The organism is Parvibaculum sp. (assembly GCF_045863935.1).
Classification (GTDB): domain Bacteria; phylum Pseudomonadota; class Alphaproteobacteria; order Parvibaculales; family Parvibaculaceae; genus Parvibaculum.
This window is the reverse complement of sequence record NZ_BTVP01000022.1, coordinates 19,334-45,413: the sequence shown is the minus strand read 5'-3', so window position 1 is coordinate 45,413 and position 26,080 is coordinate 19,334. Positions and strand designations below refer to the sequence as shown.

Here is a 26,080-nt window from a genome sequence, read left to right as displayed (position 1 = left end):
CCCAGAGACAGGGGTTGCGGGTTCTTCCTCGAGAGATCGTCCGTTAACGGACGAATGTCTCCTTACTCACGGCCTTGAAAAACACACGCCCGCCCGTCGAGTTCCAACAGGAACCTTCGGGCAGGCGCCGTGCAAAGCAAAACCGTTGGGGCACCAAGCACCCCGTTACCGCCGAATCCCCAGACGGGAGATCAGCTTTTCGTAACGCGCCTGGTCCTTCTTCTTCACATAGTCGAGAAGGCTGCGGCGCAGGCTCACCATCTTCAGCAGGCCGCGGCGCGAATGATTGTCCTTCGCGTGGCCCTTGAAGTGTTCGGTGAGGTTGGTGATACGCTCGGTCAGGATCGCGACCTGCACCTCGGGGGAGCCGGTATCGCCGTCCTTGCCGGCAAATTCCTTGATGAGCTGAGCTTTGCGCTCCGGCGTAATCGACATCGGATTTCTCCTCAGTTTGCGAGGTTGAAAACACGCACGGGACGAAGCTCACCCTGCCGGTATTCGGTGAGGGCCACCGGGTCACCCCGGTGGGTCGCCAGAACCGATCCAGAAAGGATGGGTGCGTCGCGCCCGCGCAACAAAACTCCCTGACCCTTTCTCAAACGGGCTGCATCTTCCCCGCTCACGGCCATCGCCGGGATGTCGTCCAGCGCGGTCTCAAGCGGCAGCAGATGGACCCTGGGTCCAAGAGCGGGCGCAATATGGCCCAAGGCGCAGAGTTTATCCAGCGGAATTGCGGCCGCTTCCCGGAAGGGGCCGTGACGGGTCCGCCGGAGCGCCGAAACATGGCCGACGGTGCCGAGCGCCAGCGCCAGGTCGCGGGCCAACGAACGGACGTAAGTGCCTTTACTGCAAAGGATTTCAAGCTCGGCATGGTCCGGGCCGGGGCGGCTCACCAGGGCGATTTCATGGATCGTGACCCGGCGGGCCTCCATGACCACCTCCTCCCCGGCGCGGGCGCGGGCATAGGCGCGCTCGCCGTCGATCTTGATGGCGGAAAAAGCCGGGGGAACCTGCTCGATTTCGCCTGTGAAGGCGGGTAGTGCCGCCTCGATTTCGGCGTCGGAAGGGCGTTGGGCGCTCGTTTCCGTCACCTCCCCCTCGGCGTCATGGGTGAGCGTCGCCTCGCCAAAGCGGATGGTAAAGCGGTAGCCCTTTACGGCGTCGATAATGAAGGGGACGGTCTTGGTCGCCTCGCCGAGCGCGATGGGCAGAATGCCGGTCGCCAGCGGATCGAGCGTGCCAGCATGGCCCGCCTTCTGCGCATTGAAGGCGCGGCGGACGCGGTTCACGACGTCGGAGGAGGTCGGACCCAACGGCTTGTCGACGACGACCCAGCCGGTGACGGCCTCGCCCTTCTTGCGGCGGGACATCGGGCTCAGTCCTCGTCTTCGTCGCGGGGCAGGTCGCGCGCCACTTCGGGCGAATGAAGCAGGCGGTCGATCGCCTCGGCATTGTCGAAGGAGGTATCGGGCTCGAAGCTGAGGTCGGGCATGAACTTGAAGGTGACTTCCTTCGAGAGCTGCCCGCGGAGCCAGGCACGCACGCGCGTCAGCGCGGCGGCGAGCGCCTCGGCATCGCCATGGCCGAGCGGCGCGACGAAACAGGTTGCATGGCGAAGATCCGGGCTCATGCGCACTTCCGTTACCGAAAAGCTGCGATCGGCGAGTTCGGGGTCGCGGATCGTGCTGCGCGAGACGATGTCGGCAAGCGCGCGGCGCACGAGCTCGCCCGCGCGCAACTGGCGCTGGCTCGGCGCATTGGAGCCCTGACGGCTCTTGTTCGATCCGGATCTTCTCTGCATGGCTTGTGCGCCCAGCTTCCGCCAGTCCCCCGGCCTGCCGAACGGCTTTCGCCGTTCGGCCTCCCCGCAAGGGGGAGGCGGGGTTCACATCAATCGAGGCTGCGCTTCACCACCTCGACGTCGAAACATTCGATGACGTCGCCCTTGCGCATGTCCTGATATCCCTCGAAGGCCATGCCGCATTCCTGACCGGACTGCACTTCCTTCACTTCGTCCTTGAAGCGCTTCAGGGTGGAGAGCTTGCCTTCGTGGATCACCACGTCGTCGCGAATGAGGCGGACATGCGAACCGCGGCGCACGACACCTTCGGTGACGCGGCAGCCCGCGACCTTGCCGGTCTTGGAAATGTTGAATATCTCCAGGATCTCGGCATTGCCAAGGAAGGTTTCGCGCAGCTCCGGCGAAAGCATGCCGGAGAGGGCGGCCTTGATGTCGTCCACGAGATCGTAGATCACCGAGTAGTAGCGGATTTCAACCCCCGCCTGACGCGCGGCATCGCGCGCCTGTGCGTTGGCGCGGACATTGAAGCCGATGATCGGCGCATTCGAGGCCGTGGCGAGCGTAATGTCGGACTCGGTGACACCGCCGACGCCGACATGCAGCACGCGCGCGGTCACTTCGTCGGTGCCGAGCTTTTCGAGCGCCTGCACGATCGCTTCGGCGGAGCCCTGCACATCCGCCTTCACGACGATCGGCAGTTCCTTCCTGTCCTGCTCCTTGAGCTGGGACAGCATCTGGTCAAGCGAGGTGCGGTTGCCGGTGCCGACGCGCTTGTCGCGCTGGACGCGCTGGCGATAGTCGGTGACTTCGCGAGCGCGGCTTTCGTTCTCGACGACGCTCATGACGTCGCCCGCTTCCGGCGCACCGCCAAGGCCGAGCACTTCGACCGGCTGCGAAGGACCGGCAGACTGCACGTTTTCGCCGCGATCGTTGATGAGCGCGCGCACGCGACCCCATTCCGCGCCGGCCACGATGATGTCGCCAACATGGAGCGTGCCGCGCTGCACAAGCACGGTGCCGACAGGACCACGGCCGCGATCGAGCTTCGCCTCGACGATGATGCCTTCGGCAAGACGGTCGGGATTGGCGCGGATGTCGAGCAGTTCCGCCTGGAGAAGAATGGTCTCTTCCAGCTTGTCGAGGCCGAGGCCCGTCTTCGCGGAGATCGGCACAGCCAGAACGTCGCCGCCGAAATCCTCGACCACGACTTCATGTTGCAGCAGCTCGTTCTTCACGCGGGTCGGATCGGCGTCCGGCTTGTCCATCTTGTTGATGGCGACGATCATCGGAACGCCTGCCGCTTTCGCATGGCTGATCGCTTCGATGGTCTGCGGCATGACCCCGTCATCCGCTGCGACGACGAGCACGACGATGTCCGTTACCTTCGCGCCGCGTGCGCGCATGGAGGTGAAGGCCGCGTGGCCCGGCGTGTCGAGGAAGGTAATCCTCTCGCCCGAACTCAGGTTCACCTGATAAGCGCCGATATGCTGCGTGATGCCGCCCGCTTCACCTGCCGCGACGTCCGTCTTGCGGAGTGCGTCGAGAAGCGAGGTCTTGCCGTGGTCGACGTGGCCCATGACGGTGACGACCGGCGCACGAGGCAGCTTGTCTTCGTCGGTATCCGCTCCGCCGACAAGACCTTCCTCGACGTCCGATTCCGCAACGCGCTTCACCGTGTGGCCGAGTTCCTCGGCGACAAGCTGGGCCGTATCGCTGTCGATCACGTCGGTGATCTTCAGCATGATGCCCTGCTTCATCAGGATCTTCATCACATCCACAGCGCGCTCCGCCATGCGGTTCGCGAGTTCCTGGATGGTGATGATTTCGGGGATGACAACTTCGCGGATGATCTTCTGCGGGGCATCCTGGATGCCCATGTGCTTCTTGCGTTCGCGCTCGACACGACGGCGCATGGACGCGAGCGAGCGCTGACGGCCACTGTCGTCGTCGAATGCCTTGGTAATGGTGAGCTTGCCGCGGCGACGCTCTTCGCTGCGGCGGACGGCGGGCTGCTTGGGCGCGGCATGGCCTGCGCTGCGCTTCGGCTTGTCTTCTTCGTCGGCCTCCTCGGCCGTCAGTTCCTTGCCGCTCGGACGCGCGGGTGCTGCCGGTTCCTCGGCGGCGCCGCTGCGGCGCTTCGTGTCTTCGGCGGAACGGGCGCGGGCTTCCTGTTCGGCGGCAATGCGCGCGGCTTCCTCCGCCGCTCGCGCGGCGGCGGCGGAGCGTTCGCGCTCGCGGCGTTCATCTTCCTCGGCGAAGCGACGGGCTTCTTCCTCGGCACGGCGGCGGTCTTCGCCTTCACGCTCGCGCGCGCTGTCGAGCGCCTGGGCACGGGCGGCCTTCTCCTCCTCCGTCAGCGTGCGGAGCACGACACCGGAACGGGGGCGGACGGCTTTCTTTTCGGGAGCGGCAGGCGCAGCAGGCGCGGCACGTGCGGCGGGCGCAGCAGGCGCCGCCTCGGCGACGGGCTTTTCCACCTCGGGAGCGGGTTCCGGCGCCGCCTTGGCAACGGCAGGTTTTGCCTTCTCTTCAACCGGCGCGGGCGCGGTCTCGCCGCCGGTCTTCAGTGTGCGCTTCTTCTTCTTCTCGACGACCACCGACTTCGAGCGCCCGTGCGAAAAGTTCTGGCGCACATGGCCGGACTCCACCGTCCGCTTGAGGCTCAGTGTCTTGCCACCTGCTTTCGGCTTGCGTTCGCCTGTATCCGCCTGATCGGTCATTCGTATCCTTCGTTACCCTTTCCCGCGCCATCAGACGGCACGGGCATTTTCCGGGCGGTCCTTCCGCCCATAACGCGCAAGCCTGGCAAGATCTGCCACGACTTTCGCCTGTATTGGTCCCTTGATCAGGGCTGCATGTATCACATTTCCGCGGCCCAATGCCAAACCCATTTCATCGGCCCAAAGCGGGCTGACAACGGGGACATCGCCCAGAATTCCTTGCTCTTTGGCCACCCGGAGGCGCTGTTCGAGCTTGCGGCGGCCGTCTTCGGCGCCGTCCCGGGCCTCCACGAGACAGGAGACGCGGCCCCTGCCGATTGCCTTCATCACCTTCTCGAAGCCCGTTTCAAGGGCTCCGGCCTTGCGGGCAAGACCCAGCGCATCGGCGGCGCGGCGGGCCAGAAGACGCTCGACGAGATCGGCCAGGTCCGGACCCGCTATGGCCGGCGCTATGGCGGCCTTCGCGAAGTGACCCTTCAACGCCGCCTTTTCAACCTTTTCACGCGTCGCCGTGACCCAAAGGCCACGCCCAGGCAATTTTTCGCCAAGATCGGGCACAACCCGGCCTTCGGGGTCGAGCACGAAACGGATAAGTCCGTCCTTGCCGCCGCTCTCGCCGGTGACGATGCAGCGGCGCTCGGGCCCCTCACGGGCTGCGTCAGGCTTCTTCACCAACCTCGCCCGTTTCCTCCGCGTCGTCCTCAGCGGCCTCGTCTTCAACCGCGAGATCCGCCTCGGTGATCCAGCCGGCCTTGAGGCGCGCCTGCATGATGAGGCCGTTTGCTTCCTCGGGCGTGATATCGAAGCCTTCGAGAATGCCCTGCTGATGCTTGCGCTCGCCGTTCACGGTCTCGTTCCAGCCGACGAGATCGTCGGTGGCGCAGCCCGCGAGATCCTCGACGGTCTTCACGTCGTTCTCACCAAAGGCAACGAGCATCTTCGGCGTTACGCCCTCGACCTCGCTCACCTCGTCGGCAACGCCAAGTTCGCGGCGCTTCGCGTCGTATTCTGCATTCTGGCGATCGATGAATTCGAGCGCGCGGCTCTGGATTTCCTGCGCCGTGTCTTCATCGAAGCCTTCGATCTCGGCGATTTCGTCGAGATCGACATAGGCAACTTCCTCGATCGAGGCAAAACCTTCGGACGCCAGAAGCTGTGCGATCATCTCGTCGACGTCGAGCGCCTCCGCGAATATCGTGGTGCGGCTCAGGAACTCTGCCTGACGGCGCTCCGACTCCTCGGCTTCGGTGAGGATATCGATGTCCCAGCCCGTGAGCTGCGATGCGAGCCGCACGTTCTGACCGCGACGGCCGATCGCCAACGACAATTGGTCATCGGGGACCACGACTTCAATACGCTGCGCATCTTCGTCGAGCACGACCTTCACGACTTCCGCGGGCGCCAGGCCGTTGACGATGAAGGTCGCGGCGTCGGGCGACCACTGGATGATGTCGATCTTCTCGCCCTGCAGTTCGTTCACCACGGCCTGGACGCGGCTGCCGCGCATGCCGACGCAGGCGCCGACGGGATCGATCGAGCTGTCATTCGAGAGCACGGCAATCTTCGCACGGCTGCCGGGATCGCGGGCGACCGCCTTGATCTCGATGATGCCGTCGTAGATTTCCGGCACTTCCTGGCCGAAAAGCTTCGCCATGAACTGCGGGTGCGAGCGCGAGAGGAAAATCTGCGGGCCGCGCTGTTCGCGACGGACGTCATATATATAGGCGCGGATACGATCGCCGTTGCGGAAGGTTTCGCGCGGCAGAAGTTCGTCGCGGCGTACGATTGCCTCGCCGCGGCCGAGATCGACGATCACGTTGCCGTATTCGACGCGCTTGACGATGCCGTTCACGATTTCGCCGATGCGATCCTTGTATTCCTCGTACTGGCGCTCGCGCTCGGCATCGCGCACCTTCTGCACGATGACCTGCTTGGCGGTCTGGGCGGCGATACGGCCAAAATCGACGGGCGGCAGTTCATCCTCGATGAGGTCGCCGATCTGCGCGGCCGGATTGCGGCGTTGCGCCGACTTCAGGTCGATCTGGACGGCGTCGTTCTCGACTTTCTCAACCACTTCGAGAAGACGGACGAGCCGAATGTCACCGGTCTGCGGATTGATGCGCGCGCGGATTTCGTTTTCCGCGCCGTAGCGCGAACGCGCCGCTTTCTGGATCGCTTCCGCCATCGCCTCGATGACGACTTCGCGGTCGATCGACTTCTCACGCGCGACCGCATCCGCGATCTGCAACAGTTCAAGCCGGTTGGCGCTTACTGCCGGTGCCATTCTCTATTCTCCGTCGGAGGGGACATCGGGATCGTTTTCCCGGCCCTGTCTTTTGAGGCTTTCCCTTATGAGGTCATCGCTCATGACGAGCTTGGCCTCGCTCAACTTCTGGAACGGCAGGCCGAGAACCTGCGGCTCCGAGTAACCTTCGATGTCGCACTCAACAAGAACTTCGCCACCTTCCACACCCTGCAGAAGGCCGCGGAAGCGCTTTCGGCCCGACATGGGCTCGGAAAGCTCGATCTTCACGTCGAAGCCCTGCCAGCGCTCGAAATCCTTGGGCCGCGTCAGCGGGCGGTCGATGCCCGGCGAGGAGACCTCGAGATTGTATTCGCCGGGGATCGGGTCCTCGACGTCGAGCACGGCCGAGAGAGTGCGCGAGAGTTCCTCGCAATTCTCGACCGACATGGTGCCGTCGGCTCGCTCTGCCATGATCTGGAGCGTCTGCCCGTCCTGCAGGCCGAAGCGGATGCGCACGATCTCGAAGCCGATGCCTTCCGCGCTCGGGCGCAGAAGGTCGAAGACCTTGCGCGCCACGCCGGAGGGCGCGACGAGATGCGTGTCGAGGATCGCAAGATCCGTCGCATCGCCTTCAGACTTCCTGCCGGCACCCGTCGAGGCCAATCGCATTCTCCAGAGCGCGTCAAAAGCGAGGCCCAGATAACAAAAAAAGCGGGCCCCCGTTTCCGGAGACAGCCCACTCTCTAGAGCGTCGCTGACTTGTTGGCGCCTATATAGCGCCTTTTCGGGCGCGAGGGCAAGGCCTCAGGCCCGGCGGAAGGAGAGGTAGCAGGGCGTGCGGCCCTCGCGGATCGCCTTTGCCTCGTAGCGGGTGCCGGGCCAGCCCTCGTAAGGCGTGCGCCAGTCGGCCGCGCATTCCGCTGTCCACAGGAAGGTTTCGCCCTCTTCCCGGTTGAAGCGGCTCACATGGGCAAGCGTCCAGGCGATGTAGTCGGGGATATCGCTTGCGAAGCGAAGCTCGCCGCCGGCCCGCAGCGCCCTTGCGAGGAAGCCCAGCGTCTCCGGGTTGATGAAGCGCCGCTTGTTGTGGCGCTTTTTCGGCCAGGGATCGGGATAGAGGATGAAGACGCGGGCAAGGGAGGCCGGGGCAAGCCTCTCGAGCAGGAAGCGCGCATCGTCGTTCAGGATGCGCACATTGGAGAGCCCGCGCGCGTCGATTTCCGAAACGAGCTTGGCGACGCCATTCACGAAAGGCTCGCAGCCCATGATCCCGGCACGCGGATGCGTCTCCGCCTGATGGGCGAGATGTTCGCCGCCACCAAAACCGACCTCCAGCCAGACCTCCTCGACATCGCCAAAAAGCGCACGAGGCTCGATCGTGCTTTCCTCAAGCGAAATGGAGACCCTCGGAAAGAGGGTCTCCATCAAATTCGCCTGACGCGGCTTGAGCGTCTTGCCCTTGGTGCGCCCGTAGACGTGGCGGCGCGACGTTTCGTTCTCGCCGTTCACCGACGCATCCTGTTTCCGGTCAGCGGATTTCTGCCGCGATCTTGTCGGCGAGATCGGTCTTCTCCCAGGAGAAGCCGCCATCCGAATCCGGCGTGCGGCCGAAATGGCCGTAAGCGGCGGTGCGTTCATAGATCGGCTTGTTGAGCTGGAGATGCTCGCGGATGCCGCGCGGCGAGAGATCCATGCATTTCGCAACGGCGCGTTCGATCGCTTCTTCCTCGACCTTACCCGTGCCGTGCAGATCGCAATAGATCGAAAGCGGCTTCGAGACGCCGATCGCGTAGGCGAGCTGGATCGTGCAGCGCTCGGAAAGGCCCGCCGCCACGACATTCTTCGCGAGGTAGCGCGCCGCATAAGCCGCCGAACGGTCGACCTTCGTCGGATCCTTGCCGGAGAAGGCGCCGCCGCCATGGGGCGCCCAGCCGCCATAGGTATCCACGATGATCTTGCGGCCGGTGAGGCCTGCGTCGCCGTCTGGGCCGCCGATCACGAACTTGCCGGTGGGGTTCACGTAGAACTCTTCTTCCGGCGGGAACCAGCCCGCGGGCAGAACTTCCTTCACATAGCCGCGCACGAGTTCGCGCAGGTCGGATTGCTTCACGTCTTCCTTGTGCTGTGTGGAAACGACGACCGAGGTGACGCCCACGGGCTTGCCGTTTTCGTATTTCAGCGTGACCTGGCTCTTCGCGTCGGGCTCGAATGCCGGGCACTCGCCGGAATGACGGGCGTCGGCCATGCGCTTCAGGATGCGGTGCGAATAGTAGATCGGCGACGGCATCAGCACGTCGGTCTCGGTGCAGGCATAGCCGAACATGATGCCCTGGTCGCCAGCGCCTTCGTCCTTGTTGCCGCTTGCGTCCACGCCCTGCGCGATATCGGCGGACTGCGCATGCAGCAGAACCTCGCAGCGGGCGTTCTTCCAGTGGAAGCCAGCCTGTTCGTAACCGATCGCCTTCACGGCATTGCGTGCCGTTTCCTCGATCAGTTCCTTGGTAATGGAGGCCGGACCGCGCACCTCACCGGCGAGGATGATCGTGTTCGTCGTCGTCAGCGTTTCGCAGGCAACGCGAGCGAAGGGATCGCGAGACAGAAAAAGATCGACCACGGCATCGGAAATCCTGTCGCACACCTTGTCGGGATGGCCTTCGGAAACGGATTCGCTCGTGAACAGGAAATTTGACCTAGCCAAGTTGCTCTCCCTTTTGGGTCTGAGATGAGATTGCGCCCGATCCGGCGAATGCCGGTCCGCGCTGTTCTTGTGCCGGGATGCGGCGAAGATCCCCCGCTGCCGCGTGCGTGTCTTAACGGGGGTCAGCGGCACTGGTTTTTGCAAGGATCGTATTCGGGGTCAACAGCAGAGCGTAAAAAGATATGCACATAAGTGCATATCTTTTTATTATTCGCCGTAATCTATCGGTTTCCGGCTGTTACGGGCAGTTCGGCATCATCGCCCACGCCGCCCAGCGCCTTTATCAGCTCCAGCACACGTCGGCGCAGCTTCGGATCGGAGATGGCAAAAAAGGCGCTGTTGAGCTGGATGCCCTCGGCAGTGGAAAGCATGCCGACATCGAGTCCGCCGCGCGGCTCGCCGTTAGCCGCAGACGCCGTCCCCCTTTCGAGACCCTCGAAGAAATATTCAATGGGGACGCCAAGAACCGCGCCGATTTCGTAGAGACGGCTCGCGCCGATACGGTTCGTACCCTTCTCGTATTTCTGGACCTGCTGGAACGTCAGCCCAAGGGCCTCGCCCAGCTTCTCCTGACTCATGCCGATAAGCATGCGTTGCATGCGGACCCTGCTGCCCACATGCACGTCAACGGGATTCGGCGATTTTCGTGCCACGCCTGAGCCTTTGGATCGGTGACGGGAGAAAGGACCATACAACTTAAGGTCGTCCCCCGCATTACGGTTGCACCGGAATTGGCGAAAACTCCAGACTATCCGCCATTCCGGATACAACCTTGGTGTCAGGATCGCGGGCTGGACGCCGGCCTTCCGTACCAGGCGGCAGCGCATGCGGCGGCGAGAAGAAGCAAGAGGAAGAGATCGCCGAGCCGCGCATAAAGCGTCGGCCGGAGGGGGGCGGGGAGCGGCACGTCGATGACGCCGCGCGCGTGAAGCGGCAGGCTGTCGACGACGCGGCCATAAGGATCGACAAGAGCCGAGATGCCACTGTTCGCCGACCGGACAATGGGAAGGCCCTGCTCGACGGCACGCATGCGAACCTGCGAGAAATGCTGATAGGGGCCGGCCGACTCGCCGAACCAGGCATCGTTCGTGATGTTGACGAGCCAGGCCGGACGCGTGGCCCGCGCCACCACCTCACCGGGAAAAATCACCTCGTAGCAGATGAGCGGGCCGACCGGCGGGAAGTTCTCAAGCGCCAGCGTGCGCGGGCCGGGGCCGACGTCGAAACTCCCCTGAAACTGCACGATCTGGCGAAGGCCCAGCTTTCCGAGCAGATGGCGAAGCGGAACATATTCGCCGAAGGGGACGAGATGATGCTTGTCGTAGGTTTCCGCAATTTCGCCGGCCGAGTTCACGACATACAGGGAGTTGTAGAAAACGCGGAGGCGGTTCGACGGACCGTCCGGCGCGGCCTCGCCACGGTTCGAGCCTGCAACGAGAAGGGCACCTTCTGGAAGCATGCGGCCAATTGCGGCGAGCACATAAGGTTCGCGGGCGAGAAGAACAGGAACCGCATTTTCCGGCCAGACAACAATGGTGCGGCCATCGATCCCCTGCGGACGAGCGGGCGTTTCCTCGCTCGACATGCGCAGCAGCTGCCCGATGATGGTGAGAAGCCGGTTCGGATCGTCCCAGTCGCGCGAAAAGGGCGTGTCCGGATGAACGATGCGGATGTTCACGCCGTCGGCATAGACAAGCTCCGCCGATGAGAGGCGAGCAGCGCCGCCGACCCAGATAAGCGCGAGACCGGCAAGCGCGATGGCAGGCGCGGCGAGAACCTCGGTATCGAAGGCGCGCTGGCTACGGGTTACGCGTGTGTCGATAACGGCGGGCGAGCCGACGATCAGAAGGGCGACGAGGGAGAGCCCATAGGCGCCGACCAGCGCGGCGGCCTGCATCAATGCTTCCGACCCCGCAAAGCTCTCGCCGATGAGGTTCCACGGAAATCCGGTGAGCACGTGGCCGCGCAGCCACTCAAAAACCGTCCACGAGACAGCGAAGACGGCGATACGTCTGTAGCCCTGGAACCAGAAGAGACGGGCGACCGCTGCCGCCGCGCCCGTGAAGAGCCCAAGCCCGGCAGGCAGCAGCGTCACCGCGACAGGGAGCAGGAAAGCGAACTTTTCCGCGTCGACGAGAAAGGCGTTCCCGACCCAGTAAAGGCCGCAAAGGAAATAGCCGAAGCCGAACCACCAGCCAACGAGGCCCGCGCGCCACATGACGCGGCGGCGGCGCGACCGTGTCGGCTCACCGACACCGTCAAGCAACCAGACGAGAACGGGCACCGTCACGAACAGAAGCGGGAGGAATTCGTAGGGTGGCAGCGTAAGAACGCTCAGCGCGCCCGCAACGAAACTTGCAAGATACCGCCGCCATCCGCGCAGTTCGGAGAGCCAGACGGCAAAGCTCCAGACACGCTCCATGGCAGCGGCGAAACCGCTCTCGATCCGCACGCGCTCAGCCTTCCGAGCCGGAAGATGGCGCGGCCTTTTCCGTCGCGGACAGGAGATGGATACGCATGCGCTTGATGCGGCGGGGGTCGGCATCCTTCACTTCGAATTCGAGACCCGCCGGGTGGCGCACAAGTTCGCCGCGCAGCGGCACGCGACCGACAAGGGAGAACACAAGACCCGCCAGCGTGTCGACGTCGTCTTCGTTTTCTTCCTCGACGAGACGCAAGCCGAGCATTTCTTCCAGATCCTCGATAGGACAGCGTGCATCGGCGTCGATCGATCCGTCCTCGCGCCGCACGAGGGCAGGACCGCTGTCAATGTCATGCTCATCCTCGATCTCGCCGACGATTTCCTCCACCAGGTCTTCGATGGAAACGAGGCCGTCCGTGCCGCCATATTCGTCGATGACGAGTGCGAGGTGGATGCGCGTCGCCTGCATCTTCACCAGAAGATCGAGCGCCGGCATGGAGGGAGGAACGAAGAGAACATCGCGCCGGATCGAGCGAAGGGAGAAGGCTGGGCGGGCCGCCGCATTTGCGCCCTCGCTCTCCGAGGGCGCAACCCAGCCAAGCACATCCTTCAGATGAACCATACCAATCGGGTCGTCCAGCGTTTCGCGATAGATCGGCATGCGCGAATGGCTCGACTCGCGGTAGAGGCGCAGCACATCGTCGAGCGAAGCGTTTTCCTCGACACCCACCACGTCCGCGCGCGGTACCATCACATCCTCCACCCGCAGCTCGCCGAAGTTCAGGATGTTGACGAGCATGTGCCGCTCCTCGGCGGTGAGGCCGCGGTGCATGTCCTCGTGTTCTTCGATGACTTCTTCGAGGCTCTCGCGCAGCGAGCTGTCGCCATTGCCGTTGAAGCCGAACAGGGCACGCAGCCAGGCGAAGCGGCCGTGCGAGGCGGCTTCCCTGGCGGATGATGTTCTGTCGGTGGTGTCGGCCATGGTCCTGTCGGCGCTCGCTCAGTGTTCGCCGCGTTCGGCGCCATAGGGATCGGGAATACCGAGATCTTCGAGTATGTCGCGCTCGAGTTCTTCCATCTCATCGGCGTCGACGTCTTCCAGATGATCGTGGCCGAGCAGGTGCAGGACGCCATGAACCGTGAGATGGGAAAGGTGGTTCTCGAAACTCTTGTTCTGGACGGCGGCCTCGCGGGCAATCGTTTCGCGCGCCAGTACGACGTCACCGAGAAGGGGTGTGCCGCGTTTGAAGGCGTCTTCCGGCACGCCCGTATCGGGCATATCCGCTGCCGGGAAGGAGAGTACGTTCGTGGGCCCGTCCTTGCCGCGATAGGCCTTGTTCAGCGTCGCGACGAGTTCGTCATCGGCAAGCACGATGCAGAGCTCGGCCGCTTCGTCGCCGCGCGTCACCACAAAGGCATGCTCGGCTGCGCGGCGTACCGTTTCCTCGGTGCCGCTTTCCCACTCTCCGGCTTCGCGCAGAACGTCGATCTCGAGTCCGGAAACCGGACTTCGAGCCTTGGCGCTTCGTTTGCGCTCCGGATGGGCGCCATCGCTCATTTGTTGCCGTCTCCGAGAAGACCTCGTTCGCGGGCGTTATACGCCTTCACGATCCGCGTCACCAGCGGATGCCGCACCACATCGGCGTCCGTGAAATTGACGGTGGCCACGCCCGGCACACCCTCCAGCACGTCGAGCGCATCGCGAAGGCCCGATTTCGCGCCGAGCGGCAGGTCGACCTGGCTCGGATCGCCGGTAATCGCCATGCGGCTGTTCTCGCCGAGGCGGGTCAGGAACATCTTCATCTGCACGGGTGTGCAGTTCTGCGCCTCGTCGAGGATGACGAAGGAATTCGCCAGCGTACGCCCGCGCATGAAGGCAAGCGGCGCCACTTCGATTTCGCCCGACTCGATGCCCTTCATCGCCTGTTCGCCGGGCAGCGTATCGTAAAGCGCGTCGTAGAGAGGGCGGAGATAGGGGTCGATCTTTTCCTTGAGGTCGCCCGGCAGAAAACCAAGGCGCTCGCCTGCCTCAACAGCGGGGCGGGACAGAATGATGCGGTCGACACGCTTCTGAAGCAACATCGACACGGCAACGGCGACGGCAAGATAAGTCTTGCCCGTGCCCGCCGGTCCGACACCGAAGACGAGTTCGTTCGACATCAAGGCTTCGATGTAGGTGCCTTGCGTCTGCGAGCGGGCAGCGATGACCCGGCGTTTCGTCTGAATCTGATGGCGCGAAAAACCGCCCTGCGGTTTGTCGAGATCGGCATCCGGTGCGGTTGCCAGGCGGATGGCGCCGTCGACCTCGCCAGGACTCACGTCCTGGCCGGATTTGAGACGTGCGTAGAGATCGCGAAACACACGGTCGGCCTGGCTGCGGGCATGAGCGTTGCCCGTGATCACCAGTTTGTTGCCGCGCGACGTCGCGAGAATGCCGAGACCCTGCTCGATCCGCGCAAGATTGCGATCGTTCGTTCCGAAAAGCTCCGTAAGCAGACGATTGTCGTCGAAGGCAATGACGAGACTGTCATCGCCGCCCGCTTCGCCCTTCGATGTCTTCACCCCACCTGCTGTACTCAACTGCACCCTGTCCTTTCAACGTGCGATCCGCACGGACAAAACGCGACACCCTTGACGGCCCTACGCAAGCACGGGCTCCTTCCAGCGAAGGCGCCCGCGAAGAGAGTTCCTGTGCCCCTCCTCGATCGTGACGTCGACGAGTTTTCCGAAGAGATTTTCCGGCGCTTCGTCGACATATACCGACTGGAGATAGGGGCTGCGCCCGACGAGCTGGCTTTCGCCGCGGCCGCGCCGGTCGAAGAGGACGGCCATGGTGCGGCCAGCGCAGGCCTCGTTGAAGGCGATCTGCTGTTCGCCGAGAAGCGCCTGCAGGCGCTGCAGGCGTTCGCTCTTCACGTCCTCGGGCAGCTGGTCCTCCTCGGTCGCGGCTGGCGTGCCGGGACGGGGGCTGTATTTGAAGCTGTAGGCTTGCGCGTAGCCGACCTCGCGGATGAGGGCGAGTGTCGCCTCGAAGTCTTCCTCCGTCTCGCCGGGGAAGCCGACGATGAAGTCCGACGACATCGCGATGTCGGGCTTTACGGCGCGGATGCGCTCGATCAGGCGAAGATAGCTTTCGGCATCGTGGCGGCGGTTCATGGCGGCGAGAATGCGGTCCGAGCCCGACTGCACCGGAAGATGCAGGTAGGGCATGAGTTCCGTCACTTCGGCGTGAGCGGCGATGAGCGCCTCGTCCATGTCGCGGGGATGGCTCGTCGTGTAGCGCAGCCGTGCGATGCCGTCGACCGCCGCAAGACGCCGGATGAGCTCGCCGAGCGTGGCGGCGCGGCCCTTCTCGTCCTCGCCGTGATACGCGTTGACGTTCTGCCCGAGCAGCGTGATCTCGCGCACGCCGGCATCCGCCAATGCACGCGCCTCGTCGAGAATGCGCGCGACGGGCCTCGAAAATTCAGAGCCTCGCGTGTAAGGCACGACGCAGAAAGTACAGAACTTGTCGCAGCCTTCCTGGATGGTGAGGAAGGCAGTGGCGCCACGGGCCAGCGTTTTGCGGCGCTCGGGCGCGGGGAGGCTTGCGAATTTGTCGTCGGCCGGGAATTCCGTTTCCACGATGCCGGGGCCGCCATTCGCGAGGCGCTCTACATATTCCGGCAGGCGGTGATAGGTCTGGGGGCCGAGAACGAGATCGACCACGGGCGCGCGGCGGCGCATCTCCTCGCCTTCGGCCTGAGCCACGCAACCGGCGACGCCGATCAGCAGGTTCTCGCCGCGACCGGATTTCTCTTTCTTCAAATCACGCAGGCGGCCGAGTTCCGAATAGACCTTCTCCGCGGCCTTTTCGCGGATATGGCAGGTATTCAGAATGACAATGTCGGCATCTTCGGGCGTATCGACTTCGGTATAGCCGGAGGGAGCCATGACATCGACCATGCGGGCCGAGTCATAGACATTCATCTGGCAGCCATAAGTCTTCACGAAGATTTTCTTGCGCGGCGCGCCGGGGCCGGTCTCGGGGCCCATATCTGGCGCGGCGTCTCGGGATGGCGCGGAATTATCGTGCAATGTGTGCGCTCGTCTCCTCAGGGAACTCAATAAGTTGAAGTCTATCACGTCTGGCGGCCGGACGGGGAATGGATTGACCTCCCGGTCTCATGCCCCGGCGGCGCGGGGCGCCGAGAGGGCGCCGGGCTCTCCAGCGAGTTCCGGTTCCTCCCAACGGCCGATCAGCGCCTCTGCAACGCCCCGGCGGCAGCAGGCCTCGCAATAGGCCGCGAGCGCCTTGCGATTGCCGATTTCGCGGATCGTGACCGGCCGGTGGTACTCGACCGTCACCTCGATGGGGCCGGTCTTGAAGGCCTCCCACAGATGGGGAAACAGCTCCATATCGCCGTACCAGGCGAAAAAGGGCCGGTGGTAGCGGCTCATCGGCATGCCGTAGAGGCCGGTATAGGCGACCGAGACCGGCTGCACCACGAGGTCGTCTTCGCGGTCCTCCTCGCCATTGACGATGGTGAGCTGGGCAACGCTCATCAGCGCGCTCTTGAAGGAGAGGACCCGGTTCCCGTCGCTCGACGTGCCTTCGGGGAAGAGCACGAGCCGGTCGCCGGATGCGATCCGGGCATGAATTTCGTTGCGGGAATGGGCCGTGCGGGTGCGCCGCTCGCGCTCCACGAAGACGGTCTGCTGAAGCTTTGCCAGCGTGCCGAAAAAGGGCCAGCCCGCAACCTCGCTCTTCGCAACGAAGGAGCAGGGCGTGAGCGAGGCGACGATCGGGATGTCGAGCCAGGATGTGTGATTGGCCGCGACGAGGCAGGCGCCTGCATCATAAGGCGTGCCGCGGGCGATGACCTTGATGCCGATCAGCCGGCAGAGGAAGCGGTGGTAGCGGTTCGGCAGGAGGCGCGCATAGGAGAAGCCAAACTTCAGCCCGAGCCACTGAACGGGCATCAGGAGAAGGGCAGAGAGAATGAAGCCTGCCAGAAGCGTGGCGGCTCGCGCGGTTGCCATGTGCGTCTCCCATCCCTGCGGCTGTAACAGCCGCGGGATTACCCTTTGTTGCTCTTGGCTTCCGCCTTCTTGTCGCGATCGAGCGGTACGCCATAAAGCTCAAGACGATGATCGACAAGCTCGAAACCGAGCTCGCGGGCGATGATCTTCTGCAGACGTTCGATCTCGTCATTATGAAATTCGATGACCGAGCCGGTCTGAAGGTCGATGAGGTGATCGTGGTGCTCTTCCTGCACCTGCTCATAGCGCGAACGGCCATCGCGGAAATCGTGACGTTCGAGAATGCCCGCTTCCTCGAAGAGGCGAACCGTCCGATAGACCGTGGCAATGGAAATCTTGCTATCGACGGCCGATGCGCGGCGGTAGACCTCCTCGACGTCGGGATGGTCATGGGCGACGGACAACACACGCGCGATCACGCGCCGCTGTTCCGTCATCCGCATTCCCTTTTCGACGCAGAGATTCTCGATCCGCTCGGGATCATTCGGCATGTCTTCGGGGCGCAGGGCCGCTGTCGTCTTGTCTGTCATCGCGAGCATAATAGGCATGCGCCGTCTGTTTGTCATCAGCAAGCGAGGGGTCACAGGCAGACAAAACCCTTACGCGATCAAGGATTTATGACAGGCCCCGGAGCGGCGGAAGATCGCACCTGAGCGTGCGGGCGGCAATGCGCACCGGGCCCCTTGCGTAGTAGGCGGGGCGTATGCCGACAAGATAGAAGCCGAACCGCTCGTACAGGCGGAGCGCTTCCTCATTGTCCTCGGCGACCTCGAGAAAAAGCGAGTCCGCCCCCGCCGCCAGGGCGGTCGCGGCGGCGGCCGCCAGAAGGCGCCGGCCGATCCCCCGGCCGCGCGCGGCAGGGTCGACGCCGATCGTCAGGATTTCCGCCTCGCCGCCACCGGCCCGTGCGAGCACGAAACCCGGAAGCGGTGCGTCCGGATCGCCGTCTGCCGTGGAAGGGACGGCCATCAAGGCAAAGGCGCCGGGCATGGCAAGGAGGCGGATAATCGAGGACGCATCCCAGGCTTCGGCGAAACAAAGCGCGTGAAGGGCGGCAAGGCGCTCCGCCGCTTCCTTGCCGGCAGGCCGGATTTCGGCGCCCGATTCCGCGCTCACGCCGCCTCGCCGGGATCGCGGCCACCGGGAAGCTTTGCATCGGGCGCACGGAGATAGAGCGGCGCCGGCGGCGCAAGGAAGGCCTCCGCATCCTTCTCGCCGAAACGGCGAACGGCAATGCGGGCGATGGCTGAGGCGTCCGGTTGCGGACGGGTATCGGCGATGCGAAACGGCCGTCCGCTCGCCGACAGAAGGTTCGCCATCAGCGGCGTTCCCGTGCCTACAAGCACGAGGGGGCCGCCGGGCAGCCGCGACAGCACATCGCCAAGGCCCACAAGGAGGGGCTCCGTCCGTTCCGTGCCGTTTGCGGAAAAGGCCTGCATATAGACCTCGTCGCGCCGGGCGTCGAAAGAGGCAAGGACGATCTCGTCCGCTTCGGCCGCAACCGGTTCGGCAATCGCCTCGAGCGTCGTCACGCCCACAAGCGGAAGGTCCAGCGAAAGCGCTATACCGCGCGCCGCTGCGAGGCCGACGCGAAGGCCTGTGAAGGTGCCGGGTCCGACGGTGACGGCAAGCGCATCGAGATCTGCAAAGCCGAGCGCCGCCTCGGCAAGCACCGTTTCAACCATCGGCATCAGCGCTTCGGCATGGCCGCGGGTGCGCTCCTCGAAGAGCGACGCAATTTCCTCCTCGCCGTCGAGGACAGCCGCAGAAAGCGCGCCCTGCGCGGTATCGAAGGCGAGAAGGATCAAGGAGAGATGCTCCGTTTGCCGGCGGCTCTCAGACGATGCTGCAGGCGTCGTCGAAGGGAAGACGCGGGCTTCGATCGAAGAGAGCGGCGGGATCGCCATAGCCGAGATTGCAAAGGAAGTTCGATTTGACGTTGGTGCCCGCAAAGAAAAGTTCGTTGACCTTGTTCATATCGAAACCGGACATGGGACCGCAATCGAGACCGAGCGAACGGGCAGCGATCATGAAATAGGCGCCTTGCAGCGAGCCATTGCGGAAGGCATTCATCTCCGCCCACTCGTCTGACCAGTTGAACCAGGTCTTTGCGTCCGGCGCATGCGGAAAGAGTTCCGGCAGACGCTCGTAGAACTTCACGTCATAACCGATGATCGCCGTGACGGGCGCCTGCAAGGTCTTCGCGCGATTTCCCTCCATCAGCGCCGGTGCGAGCTTTTCCTTCGCTTCCTTCGACGTCACGAAGACGATGCGGGCCGGCGACATGTTGGCGCTGGTCGGCCCCCATTTCATCAGCTCGTAGAGTTCCTTCAGCAACGCGTCGGAGACGGGTTTGTCCTGCCACGCATTATGCGTGCGTGCCTCACGGAAAATGACGTCGAGCGCTTCGTCCCCAAGCTTGCCGCTCATTGGTTTCTCCTTCGCAAATAAACAGAAACAGATGGCGCCACGATAGCGCTTTCAGCCGTCCGCGCCAGCCCGGGGCGCATGCCCCTGACCGGCGGTCAGATCTGGCGCACTTCGACGATCTCGGGGATGTAGTGCTTCAGCATGTTCTCCACGCCGCGCTTCAGCGTGATGGTGGAGGAAGGACAGCCGGCGCAGGCACCCTGCATGTTGAGGAAGACCACACCCTGTTCATAGCCCTGGAAGGTGATGTCGCCGCCGTCCTGGGCCACGGCCGGACGCACGCGCGTGTCGAGGAGTTCCTTGATCTGGGAAACGATCTCGCCGTCTTCGCCGTCATGTTCCGCATGGGCATCGTCCGCGCCACCCGCGGCGAAGAGAACCGGCGCGCCGCTCGTGAAATGCTCCATGATCGCGCCGAGCAGGGCGGGCTTCATGTGCTGCCATTCGCCGCCCGACTTGGTGACGGTGATGAAATCGCCGCCGAAGAAAACACCGGCGACGTTCTCGACGGCAAAGAGCCGCATGGCGAGCGGCGAGCGCTCGGCAGCCTCGCGCGCCGGAAAGTCCGCCGCACGGCCCTCTCCAAGCACCTCACGGCCGGGCAGGAACTTCAGGGTCGCCGGGTTGGGCGTCGCCTCGGTCTGGATGAACATGAGAAAAGCCTTTTCGGTAGCGTGGGTTAACGGCGGAACCCCGCCGCTTCGTACGCGCTATAGATGGACCGTGCGGGCCGTCAAATCAAGCCGCGCCAAATCAGGCGAGCGAACGCAATGCTTCCTCGGTGAGATTGCCCGGAACGACCGTGACGGGAATGGGAAAGGCTTTCTCGGAGGCACTTGCAACCATGCTCACCAGGGGACCGGGGCCTTCCTTGCCGGTGCCGGCCGCGAGGACGAGGATCGCGACATCCTTGTCCTCCCGAATGAGCTGCATCACCTGTTCGTCACGACGGCCTTCGCGGATGATCAGCTCGGGCATGATGCCGGCATATTCGTTCACATGCGCCGCCAGGCGGTGAAGCAGTTCCTCCGCCTCTTCGCGTGCTTCTTCCTGCATGATGTTCTTCACGCCGAGCCATTGCTGCGAGGCCTCGCCCGGCTCGATGACGGCGAGAAGCGTCACGACGCCGCCGGTGTGGGAGGCGCGCAGGCTCGCAAAGTGGATCGCAACTTCGGATTCCGGCGTGCCGTCCACGATGACGAGGAACTTGCGCCGCTTCTGCAGCGCCGCGCCCTGGCCGGATGTCTCAGATTCGCTCATGGGCGGGATGCTGCCACCGCGCGGGGCATCCGGCAAGCATTTGAAATGAGGGCTATTTCAGCAGGATATTGCTGATTTCACGCAGCTGCGTGCGCGCCCGGAGCAGATAAAAGCCCTGCATGGCGAGATGGTTCGGCTGGAACTGGGCGTCGGGTGCCCCGTTCATCACCAGCCAGGGATCGAGGAGCGCGGCCTTGCGGAAGCTCTCCATCATCTCGTTCCAGGGCTTCTGCAGATTGCGCTCCTTGATGACCGGCTCGAAATCCTGGCCCAACCCCTGGAGCACCATGTAGTAGCCGTAGAGCTTGCCCTTGGTGAAATAGAAGATGTCGTCGGATTGGCTGTCGAAGAAATTGCCGGCATCCTCGTTGACGCGGCGGTCGATCAGCGCCGAGGACGAGCCGAGATCGGCGGCGAAGCGTTCGATGGTCGCAAGCAGGTTGTCGGCACGTATGTCGTAGTTCGCTTCGCCCTTCGCGAGGCGGGCGTTGTAGGCGAGGAGACGCTTGCGGGCATCGCGATACTGCGACTCGGAGCTCGCGCGCGGCGCGAGCGAGACGCTGGGATTCCAGATCCAGACATTGCCGGGATATTGCAGGAGGCCAGCCGCGCGCTGCAGATCGGGGTCGGCTTCGGAAGAGCCGCGCGTGCGGCCAAGCTGGTCCGTCAGCTCGAAGCCGAAGCGCGCCAGCGCCGACATGAGGCCCTGCTGGAAGTTCGGCATGTTGTCGAGCAGGACGCCCGGCTGGAAGAAGGGATCGTTCGCGGTCCAGTCGTTTTCATTGACCTCGCGTTCGATGAGGCCTGCGGCAAAGGCGACCGCCATGCTGCCGCCCTCGATCGTGTCGGCGGCGGAAGGCGCGAAGTCGATGTCGTCGTCGACCTTGTGAACGACGAGCATGCCGATCGGATAATAGAGAAGGACGATGACGGCGATCGCGATGGCGGCGCGCTTCGCCATGCTGCCCATGCCGGGCCTGTTCAACCCGCCCAGAAGGCGTCCGATTCCACCGCCCTGCGCGGTCGCGCCACCTGCTCCACCCGCCGGAGACTGCGTTCCATCGCCCCGCCGGTACATCCAGCGGTGACGGAGATTTTCGCGCCAGCCTGCAATTCGGTCAGAAAAGGACATGGATGGACGTTCCTCCGGAACGGATTTGAGCGCGCACGGACCATCTCCTAGATGGGACGCATCGCGCGCCGGTCAAGCGGCCCCTCGCCCGGAACGGAACCGCTCAGATGAAGCCGACGAGCTCGCGCACACGCGCGATCACGGGATCGGCGATGACGCGGGCCCGCACTGCGCCCTGTTCGAGCACGCCGTCGATATAGGCCGGGTCGTCCATCAGGCGTTTCATTTCGTTCGTGATGGGCGTGAGTTTCTCGACCGCGAGATCGGCAAGCGCGGGTTTGAAGACGGAAAACTGCGCGCCGGCGAATTCGGCAAGAACCTCTGCCTTGGTCTTGCCGGAAAGCGCCGCATAGATGCCGACGAGATTGTCCGCACCCGCACGGCCGGCAAGCCCCTCGACCGTCTCCGGCAGAGGCTCGGGATCGGTCTGCGCCTTGCGAATTTTCTTTGCGATGTCGTCGGCGCTGTCTCGCATGGTGATGCGCGACAGATCGGAGGGATCGGATTTCGACATCTTCTTCGTGCCGTCGCGGAGCGACATGACGCGCGTCGCGGCGCCCATGATGAGGGGTTCGGGCAACGGAAAGAAATCCGGCGCGGCGAAATCGTTATTGAATTTCTGCGCCGTGTCGCGGGCAAGTTCCAGATGCTGTTTCTGGTCCTCGCCGACGGGCACATGCGTTGCGCGGTAAGCGAGAATGTCAGCCGCCATCAGCACCGGATAGGCATAGAGGCCCACGCTCGCCTTCTCGCGATCCTTGCCCGCCTTGTCCTTGAACTGCGTCATGCGATTGAGCCAGCCGATGCGGGCGACACAATTCAGGATCCAGGCGAGCTCGGCATGGGCCGACACCTTCGACTGATTGAAGACGATGTGGCGCTCGGGATCGATGCCCGAAGCGATATAGGCGGCAGCGACTTCGCGCGTGTTCGCGGCGAGTTCTTTCGGCTCCTGCCAGACCGTGATCGCGTGCATGTCGACGACGCAATAGAGGCACTCATGCGTTTCCTGGAGGCCCACGAAATTGCGGATCGCACCCAGATAATTTCCCAGGTGCAGATTGCCGGTGGGCTGCACACCGGAGAAGACGCGATTTCGGGGCTGTTCCATTCGACAGGTTCCATGGCCGGGCAGGGCGTGAATCCGGGAGGTTATGCGGCGCATGAGCCGCGAAGGCAATCCCCCGTCAGATTGGAACGATTCTCAGGAATTGGCCCGACTGTCACCAGAATGTCATGAAACTGTCACAATAGGCGAACTTGTCCCCGCCACCGGGGACAAGCCACGCGACACAAAAAATCTGTCCCCGGTTTTTCAGCCTCCCTCAGAAGCGGAAGGCGAGTTCGAGCTGCAGGCCGTGGATCCGTAGCGTCCGATCCGTACTCGCCCGCATAGGCGAGTTGCATATTTGAAAATCTCACGGTATATACGTATCTATTACGATGTTCCGTACGATATACGGACAATATGGAGTCTGACAATATGCCCCCGAAGAGCGAACGCTTTGAACTGCGGCTGGACGCCGAGATTCTTGAGCAGGTGGACAACTGGCGAGCAGAACAGGGCGATCTACCTTCCCGCTCTGAGGCGGTGCGGCGCCTAATAGAAAAGGGCTTAGACCTTTCAGCAACGAACAGCGTCAAGATTAGCGACGGCGAGAAACTGATCTTGATGATCCTCGGCGACATGACCAAGCACTTGAAAATCAAACGAGAGATCGATCACGACTTTCTTGCTTCGGCGATTTATGGCGGACACTACTGGGGTCTGGAATGGGAGTATTCCGGCCTCTTCCATAGACATGTTGATCGCAGGAAGACAGTTTCCGAAGTCGTCGACATTCTGGACATGTGGACATTCATTGAAAGGGGATATGCGGAACTTTCGAAGAAGGAGAAGGAGCGGGTCGAGACTGAAGCAAAGCCCTTCGGAAAACATGTAACGTTTGCTGGTTTTGACGGGAACAACGAAGGTGAGCACCGGAGTGTCGCGCAGTTTCTAATCGATGATCTCGGGAGATTTTCGAGATTCAAGGGGCGTGACCTCGATTCGCACAGTACTTCGGTTCCCGCATATCGGCGGATGCTGTCGGTGTTCCTCCCCATACGGCCAAATCTGGTTGGTCGAGAACTCTCGGCATCGGAAATCATCGAAATGCTGCAAGCAAAGATCGCAGCTTGATCAACCCAGAACCGGCAAGTTCAAAATCTTTCAGCCCCGCGTGAAGGCGCGGCGGAGGTCACGCAAGCGGATGGCGCCGGTGATCTGGCAGAGGAAGAAATAGACGAGGACGCCGGCGGCGATGAGGAGGCCGAGGGCGGCGATGCTTGTCGCGAGATCGCCCGCGAAGAAGGGTGAGAGGGCGGAAGCGCCGAACCAGAGCGCGGCCCCCATGCCGGCGGCGGCAAGCAGGATCAGGGGCAGGCGGCGCGCAAGCGGCGCGTCGGGCGCGAACTCGCCGCGGCGGTAGAGCCGCGTGCCCAATTGCCCGGCATTGACCCAGGCGGCGACGCTCGTTCCCGTCGCAATGCCGGCAAAGCCGAAGGGCACGAAGAGCGCGAGGGAGACCGCGATGTTGACGGCAATCGAAATCGCGGCGAAGCGGAGCGGCGTCTTCGTGTCTTCCCTCGCGAAGAAGCCCGGCTGGAAAACCTTGATGAGGACGAAGGCGGGAAGCCCTGCCGCGTAGATGACGAGGGCGAGCGATGTCGCCGCCGTATCGGCCGCCGTGAAGGCGCCGCGCTCGAAGAGCACGCGGATGATGTCATGGGAGAGGACGCCCGCGCCAATGGCGGCGGGCACCGTCAGCAGCATCGAGAATTCGATGGCGCGGTTCTGGCTCCAGCTTGCGCCGCCATGATCCTCCGCGCGCAGGCGGCGCGACAGCTCCGGCAGCAGCACGATGCCGATCGCGATGCCGATGACGGCGAGCGGCAACTGGTAGATGCGGTCGGCATAGTAAAGCCACGACACGGCGCCTGCCTGGAGCGAGGCGATCATGGTGCCGATGGTGAGGTTGACCTGGGTGATGCCGCCCGCGACGACGCCGGGAACGCCGAGGCGGAAGAGGCGGCGCACATCCGGCGTGAGGCGGGGCATACGCAACCGCAGGACCATGCCCGCCCGCCAGAGCGACACGGCAAGCCAGAGGAACTGCACGACGCCCGCCGCCGCCACGCCCCAGCTGAGCGCGCGGCCCGGATTGTCCGTCAGCGGCACGAGAAAGAGGATCGCGAGGATGAGCGTGATGTTGAGCATGACCGGCGCGGCGGCGCCCGGAAAGAAGCGGCCGAGCGAATTCAGGATCGCCGATTGCAGCGCGGTCAGCGAAATGAAGAGGAGATAGGGAAAGGCGATGCGCGTGAACTCGACCGCCCATTCGAACTTCTGCGGGTCGTCCGAGAAGCCCGGCGCGAAGACGAACATGATCCAGGGCATGGCGAGTTCCGCCACCAGGGTGAGCGCGAGGAGCGCGACGAGGAGGACGGCCAGCGCATCTTCGGCGAAGCGGCGCGCGGCCACTTCCCCTTCGCCTTCGAGGCGCCTGGCGAAGAGGGGCACGAAGGCCGAATTGAAGGCGCCCTCGGCGAAGATCGAGCGGAACATGTTGGGGAAGCGGAAGGCGACGAAGAAGGCGTCGGCCACCGGCCCCGTGCCCAGAGCGGCGGCCACCATGACGTCGCGCAGGAAACCGAGCAGGCGGCTTATCAGCGTGGTGCCGCCGACGGTCGCGGCCGAGCGGACGATATTCATGGGGTTGGAGGCCATAGGGGGGGAGCCCGGACTTTCGTTTCGCTTCTCCAAATCTCTAGCCCTGTTCTCGTTTTTTGTCTTGCCGGGGATTTGCGAGGAAAATTCAACCGGAAAAGGTACTTTTTCTAGTACTTATTATTTATCTATTGCGAGTACTCTTTATCGGTCTTAAGATTGCGCGCAAAGGAGCCCGTCATGTCCCGTATCGCCGCCTCGCAGGTATCGAGCATCAGCGAATTGAAGCGCAGCCCCGCCCGCGTGATCGAGGACGCCGCGGAGGAAGGCGCTGTCGCCATTCTCAGTCACAACAAGCCTGTCGCCTATCTCGTCGATACGGAAACCTACGAGGCGATGCTGGACCGGCTTGAAGACTACGAGGACATGAAAAAGGTCATCGCCCGGCAGGGCCAGCCCGTCACTCATGTGACGCTCGACGAGCTCGATGACCTATAGGCTCGGCTTCGTCGAAGACGCGAAGAAAGAATGGCGCAAGCTCTCGCCGGACATCAAACAACAGTTCCGGAAGATACTCGAGCGGCGGCTTGAAGAGCCGCGCGTGGAGAAGCACCGGCTTTCGGTACCGAAATAGCCGGCAC

At 63.4% G+C, this 26,080-nt stretch carries 28 protein-coding genes; 3 read left to right on the top strand and 25 right to left on the bottom strand.

The annotated features are described in order from the left end of the window. Positions 1 to 165: 165 nt before the first annotated feature. From rpsO to trpS, 24 genes are all read right to left on the bottom strand, one after another. Positions 166 to 435 carry a 30S ribosomal protein S15 gene (gene rpsO / locus ACKUUH_RS10790; RefSeq protein WP_407949925.1) on the bottom strand — a complete coding sequence of 90 codons (270 nt, stop codon included), beginning with the start codon at positions 433 to 435 and terminating at the stop codon, positions 166 to 168. An 11-nt stretch (positions 436 to 446) separates the two neighbouring features. Next, positions 447 to 1,370 carry a tRNA pseudouridine(55) synthase TruB gene (truB, locus tag ACKUUH_RS10785; protein WP_407949924.1) on the bottom strand — a complete coding sequence of 308 codons (924 nt, stop codon included), beginning with the start codon at positions 1,368 to 1,370 and terminating at the stop codon, positions 447 to 449. Positions 1,371 to 1,375: 5 nt separating this feature from the next. Next, positions 1,376 to 1,801 (bottom strand): 30S ribosome-binding factor RbfA, encoded by a 426-nt coding sequence (gene rbfA, locus ACKUUH_RS10780; RefSeq protein ID WP_407949923.1) that lies wholly within the window; start codon positions 1,799 to 1,801, stop codon positions 1,376 to 1,378. Positions 1,802 to 1,890: 89 nt separating this feature from the next. Beyond that, positions 1,891 to 4,521, bottom strand: a complete 2,631-nt coding sequence (gene infB, locus ACKUUH_RS10775; protein WP_407949922.1) for a translation initiation factor IF-2 — start codon at positions 4,519 to 4,521, stop codon at positions 1,891 to 1,893. 30 nt (positions 4,522 to 4,551) lie between these two features. Continuing rightward, a complete protein-coding gene (locus ACKUUH_RS10770) occupies positions 4,552 to 5,193 on the bottom strand; it encodes an RNA-binding protein (RefSeq protein WP_407949921.1) in 642 nt (213 codons plus the stop codon). Then, complete coding sequence (gene nusA / locus ACKUUH_RS10765; RefSeq protein WP_407949920.1) at positions 5,180 to 6,805, bottom strand: transcription termination factor NusA; 1,626 nt, start codon at positions 6,803 to 6,805, stop codon at positions 5,180 to 5,182. Before nusA ends, ACKUUH_RS10770 begins: the two co-directional genes overlap by 14 nt. A gap of 3 nt (positions 6,806 to 6,808) precedes the next feature. Beyond that, positions 6,809 to 7,435 (bottom strand): ribosome maturation factor RimP, encoded by a 627-nt coding sequence (gene rimP, locus ACKUUH_RS10760; protein WP_407949919.1) that lies wholly within the window; start codon positions 7,433 to 7,435, stop codon positions 6,809 to 6,811. Positions 7,436 to 7,570: 135 nt separating this feature from the next. Continuing rightward, complete coding sequence (gene trmB, locus ACKUUH_RS10755; protein ID WP_407949918.1) at positions 7,571 to 8,275, bottom strand: tRNA (guanosine(46)-N7)-methyltransferase TrmB; 705 nt, start codon at positions 8,273 to 8,275, stop codon at positions 7,571 to 7,573. Positions 8,276 to 8,294: 19 nt separating this feature from the next. After that, on the bottom strand, positions 8,295 to 9,464 hold the full coding sequence (metK, locus tag ACKUUH_RS10750; protein ID WP_407949917.1) for a methionine adenosyltransferase: 1,170 nt from the start codon (positions 9,462 to 9,464) through the stop codon (positions 8,295 to 8,297). 221 nt (positions 9,465 to 9,685) lie between these two features. Then, the gene (locus ACKUUH_RS10745) at positions 9,686 to 10,063 is read right to left on the bottom strand and encodes a helix-turn-helix domain-containing protein (RefSeq protein ID WP_407949916.1); all 378 of its coding nucleotides are present in this window, start codon (positions 10,061 to 10,063) and stop codon (positions 9,686 to 9,688) included. Positions 10,064 to 10,242: 179 nt separating this feature from the next. Then, positions 10,243 to 11,916: an apolipoprotein N-acyltransferase gene (gene lnt, locus ACKUUH_RS10740; RefSeq protein WP_407949915.1), complete on the bottom strand. Its 1,674-nt coding sequence runs from the start codon at positions 11,914 to 11,916 to the stop codon at positions 10,243 to 10,245. 4 nt (positions 11,917 to 11,920) lie between these two features. After that, entirely contained in the window at positions 11,921 to 12,868 is a 948-nt protein-coding gene (locus tag ACKUUH_RS10735; RefSeq protein WP_407949914.1) for a hemolysin family protein, read from the bottom strand. A gap of 18 nt (positions 12,869 to 12,886) precedes the next feature. Further along, the gene (ybeY, locus tag ACKUUH_RS10730) at positions 12,887 to 13,444 is read right to left on the bottom strand and encodes an rRNA maturation RNase YbeY (RefSeq protein ID WP_407949913.1); all 558 of its coding nucleotides are present in this window, start codon (positions 13,442 to 13,444) and stop codon (positions 12,887 to 12,889) included. Next, positions 13,441 to 14,466: a PhoH family protein gene (locus ACKUUH_RS10725; protein WP_407949912.1), complete on the bottom strand. Its 1,026-nt coding sequence runs from the start codon at positions 14,464 to 14,466 to the stop codon at positions 13,441 to 13,443. Before ACKUUH_RS10725 ends, ybeY begins: the two co-directional genes overlap by 4 nt. Before the next feature lie 60 nt (positions 14,467 to 14,526). Next, complete coding sequence (miaB, locus tag ACKUUH_RS10720; protein ID WP_407949911.1) at positions 14,527 to 15,921, bottom strand: tRNA (N6-isopentenyl adenosine(37)-C2)-methylthiotransferase MiaB; 1,395 nt, start codon at positions 15,919 to 15,921, stop codon at positions 14,527 to 14,529. A 129-nt stretch (positions 15,922 to 16,050) separates the two neighbouring features. Then, positions 16,051 to 16,908, bottom strand: a complete 858-nt coding sequence (locus ACKUUH_RS10715) for a lysophospholipid acyltransferase family protein (protein ID WP_407949910.1) — start codon at positions 16,906 to 16,908, stop codon at positions 16,051 to 16,053. A gap of 38 nt (positions 16,909 to 16,946) precedes the next feature. After that, positions 16,947 to 17,399, bottom strand: a complete 453-nt coding sequence (locus ACKUUH_RS10710; protein ID WP_407949939.1) for a Fur family transcriptional regulator — start codon at positions 17,397 to 17,399, stop codon at positions 16,947 to 16,949. Between the two features lie 124 nt (positions 17,400 to 17,523). Further along, positions 17,524 to 18,024, bottom strand: a complete 501-nt coding sequence (locus ACKUUH_RS10705; RefSeq protein ID WP_407949909.1) for a GNAT family N-acetyltransferase — start codon at positions 18,022 to 18,024, stop codon at positions 17,524 to 17,526. Further along, the gene (gene tsaB / locus ACKUUH_RS10700; protein WP_407949908.1) at positions 18,021 to 18,716 is read right to left on the bottom strand and encodes a tRNA (adenosine(37)-N6)-threonylcarbamoyltransferase complex dimerization subunit type 1 TsaB; all 696 of its coding nucleotides are present in this window, start codon (positions 18,714 to 18,716) and stop codon (positions 18,021 to 18,023) included. Before tsaB ends, ACKUUH_RS10705 begins: the two co-directional genes overlap by 4 nt. A 28-nt stretch (positions 18,717 to 18,744) precedes the next feature. Further along, positions 18,745 to 19,338 carry a malonic semialdehyde reductase gene (locus tag ACKUUH_RS10695; RefSeq protein WP_407949907.1) on the bottom strand — a complete coding sequence of 198 codons (594 nt, stop codon included), beginning with the start codon at positions 19,336 to 19,338 and terminating at the stop codon, positions 18,745 to 18,747. Between the two features lie 95 nt (positions 19,339 to 19,433). Then, a complete protein-coding gene (locus tag ACKUUH_RS10690) occupies positions 19,434 to 19,991 on the bottom strand; it encodes a NifU family protein (RefSeq protein ID WP_407949906.1) in 558 nt (185 codons plus the stop codon). A gap of 100 nt (positions 19,992 to 20,091) precedes the next feature. Continuing rightward, a complete protein-coding gene (locus ACKUUH_RS10685; protein ID WP_407949905.1) occupies positions 20,092 to 20,598 on the bottom strand; it encodes a universal stress protein in 507 nt (168 codons plus the stop codon). Positions 20,599 to 20,650: 52 nt separating this feature from the next. Continuing rightward, positions 20,651 to 21,730: a DUF2333 family protein gene (locus ACKUUH_RS10680; RefSeq protein WP_407949904.1), complete on the bottom strand. Its 1,080-nt coding sequence runs from the start codon at positions 21,728 to 21,730 to the stop codon at positions 20,651 to 20,653. Between the two features lie 103 nt (positions 21,731 to 21,833). After that, positions 21,834 to 22,841: a tryptophan--tRNA ligase gene (gene trpS / locus ACKUUH_RS10675; protein WP_407949903.1), complete on the bottom strand. Its 1,008-nt coding sequence runs from the start codon at positions 22,839 to 22,841 to the stop codon at positions 21,834 to 21,836. 372 nt (positions 22,842 to 23,213) lie between these two features. Here trpS and ACKUUH_RS10670 point away from each other — a divergent pair, with 372 nt between their 5' ends. Next, positions 23,214 to 23,912 carry a YfbU family protein gene (locus ACKUUH_RS10670; protein ID WP_407949902.1) on the top strand — a complete coding sequence of 233 codons (699 nt, stop codon included), beginning with the start codon at positions 23,214 to 23,216 and terminating at the stop codon, positions 23,910 to 23,912. 30 nt (positions 23,913 to 23,942) lie between these two features. Here ACKUUH_RS10670 and murJ read toward each other — a convergent pair whose 3' ends face one another. After that, complete coding sequence (gene murJ / locus ACKUUH_RS10665; RefSeq protein WP_407949901.1) at positions 23,943 to 25,499, bottom strand: murein biosynthesis integral membrane protein MurJ; 1,557 nt, start codon at positions 25,497 to 25,499, stop codon at positions 23,943 to 23,945. A gap of 180 nt (positions 25,500 to 25,679) precedes the next feature. Here murJ and ACKUUH_RS10660 point away from each other — a divergent pair, with 180 nt between their 5' ends. Both ACKUUH_RS10660 and ACKUUH_RS10655 read left to right on the top strand, forming a co-directional pair. Further along, positions 25,680 to 25,937 carry a type II toxin-antitoxin system Phd/YefM family antitoxin gene (locus ACKUUH_RS10660; protein WP_407949900.1) on the top strand — a complete coding sequence of 86 codons (258 nt, stop codon included), beginning with the start codon at positions 25,680 to 25,682 and terminating at the stop codon, positions 25,935 to 25,937. After that, positions 25,927 to 26,073: a type II toxin-antitoxin system RelE family toxin gene (locus ACKUUH_RS10655; RefSeq protein ID WP_407949899.1), complete on the top strand. Its 147-nt coding sequence runs from the start codon at positions 25,927 to 25,929 to the stop codon at positions 26,071 to 26,073. The genes ACKUUH_RS10660 and ACKUUH_RS10655 overlap by 11 nt, the downstream gene beginning before the upstream one ends. Positions 26,074 to 26,080 lie beyond the last annotated feature (7 nt).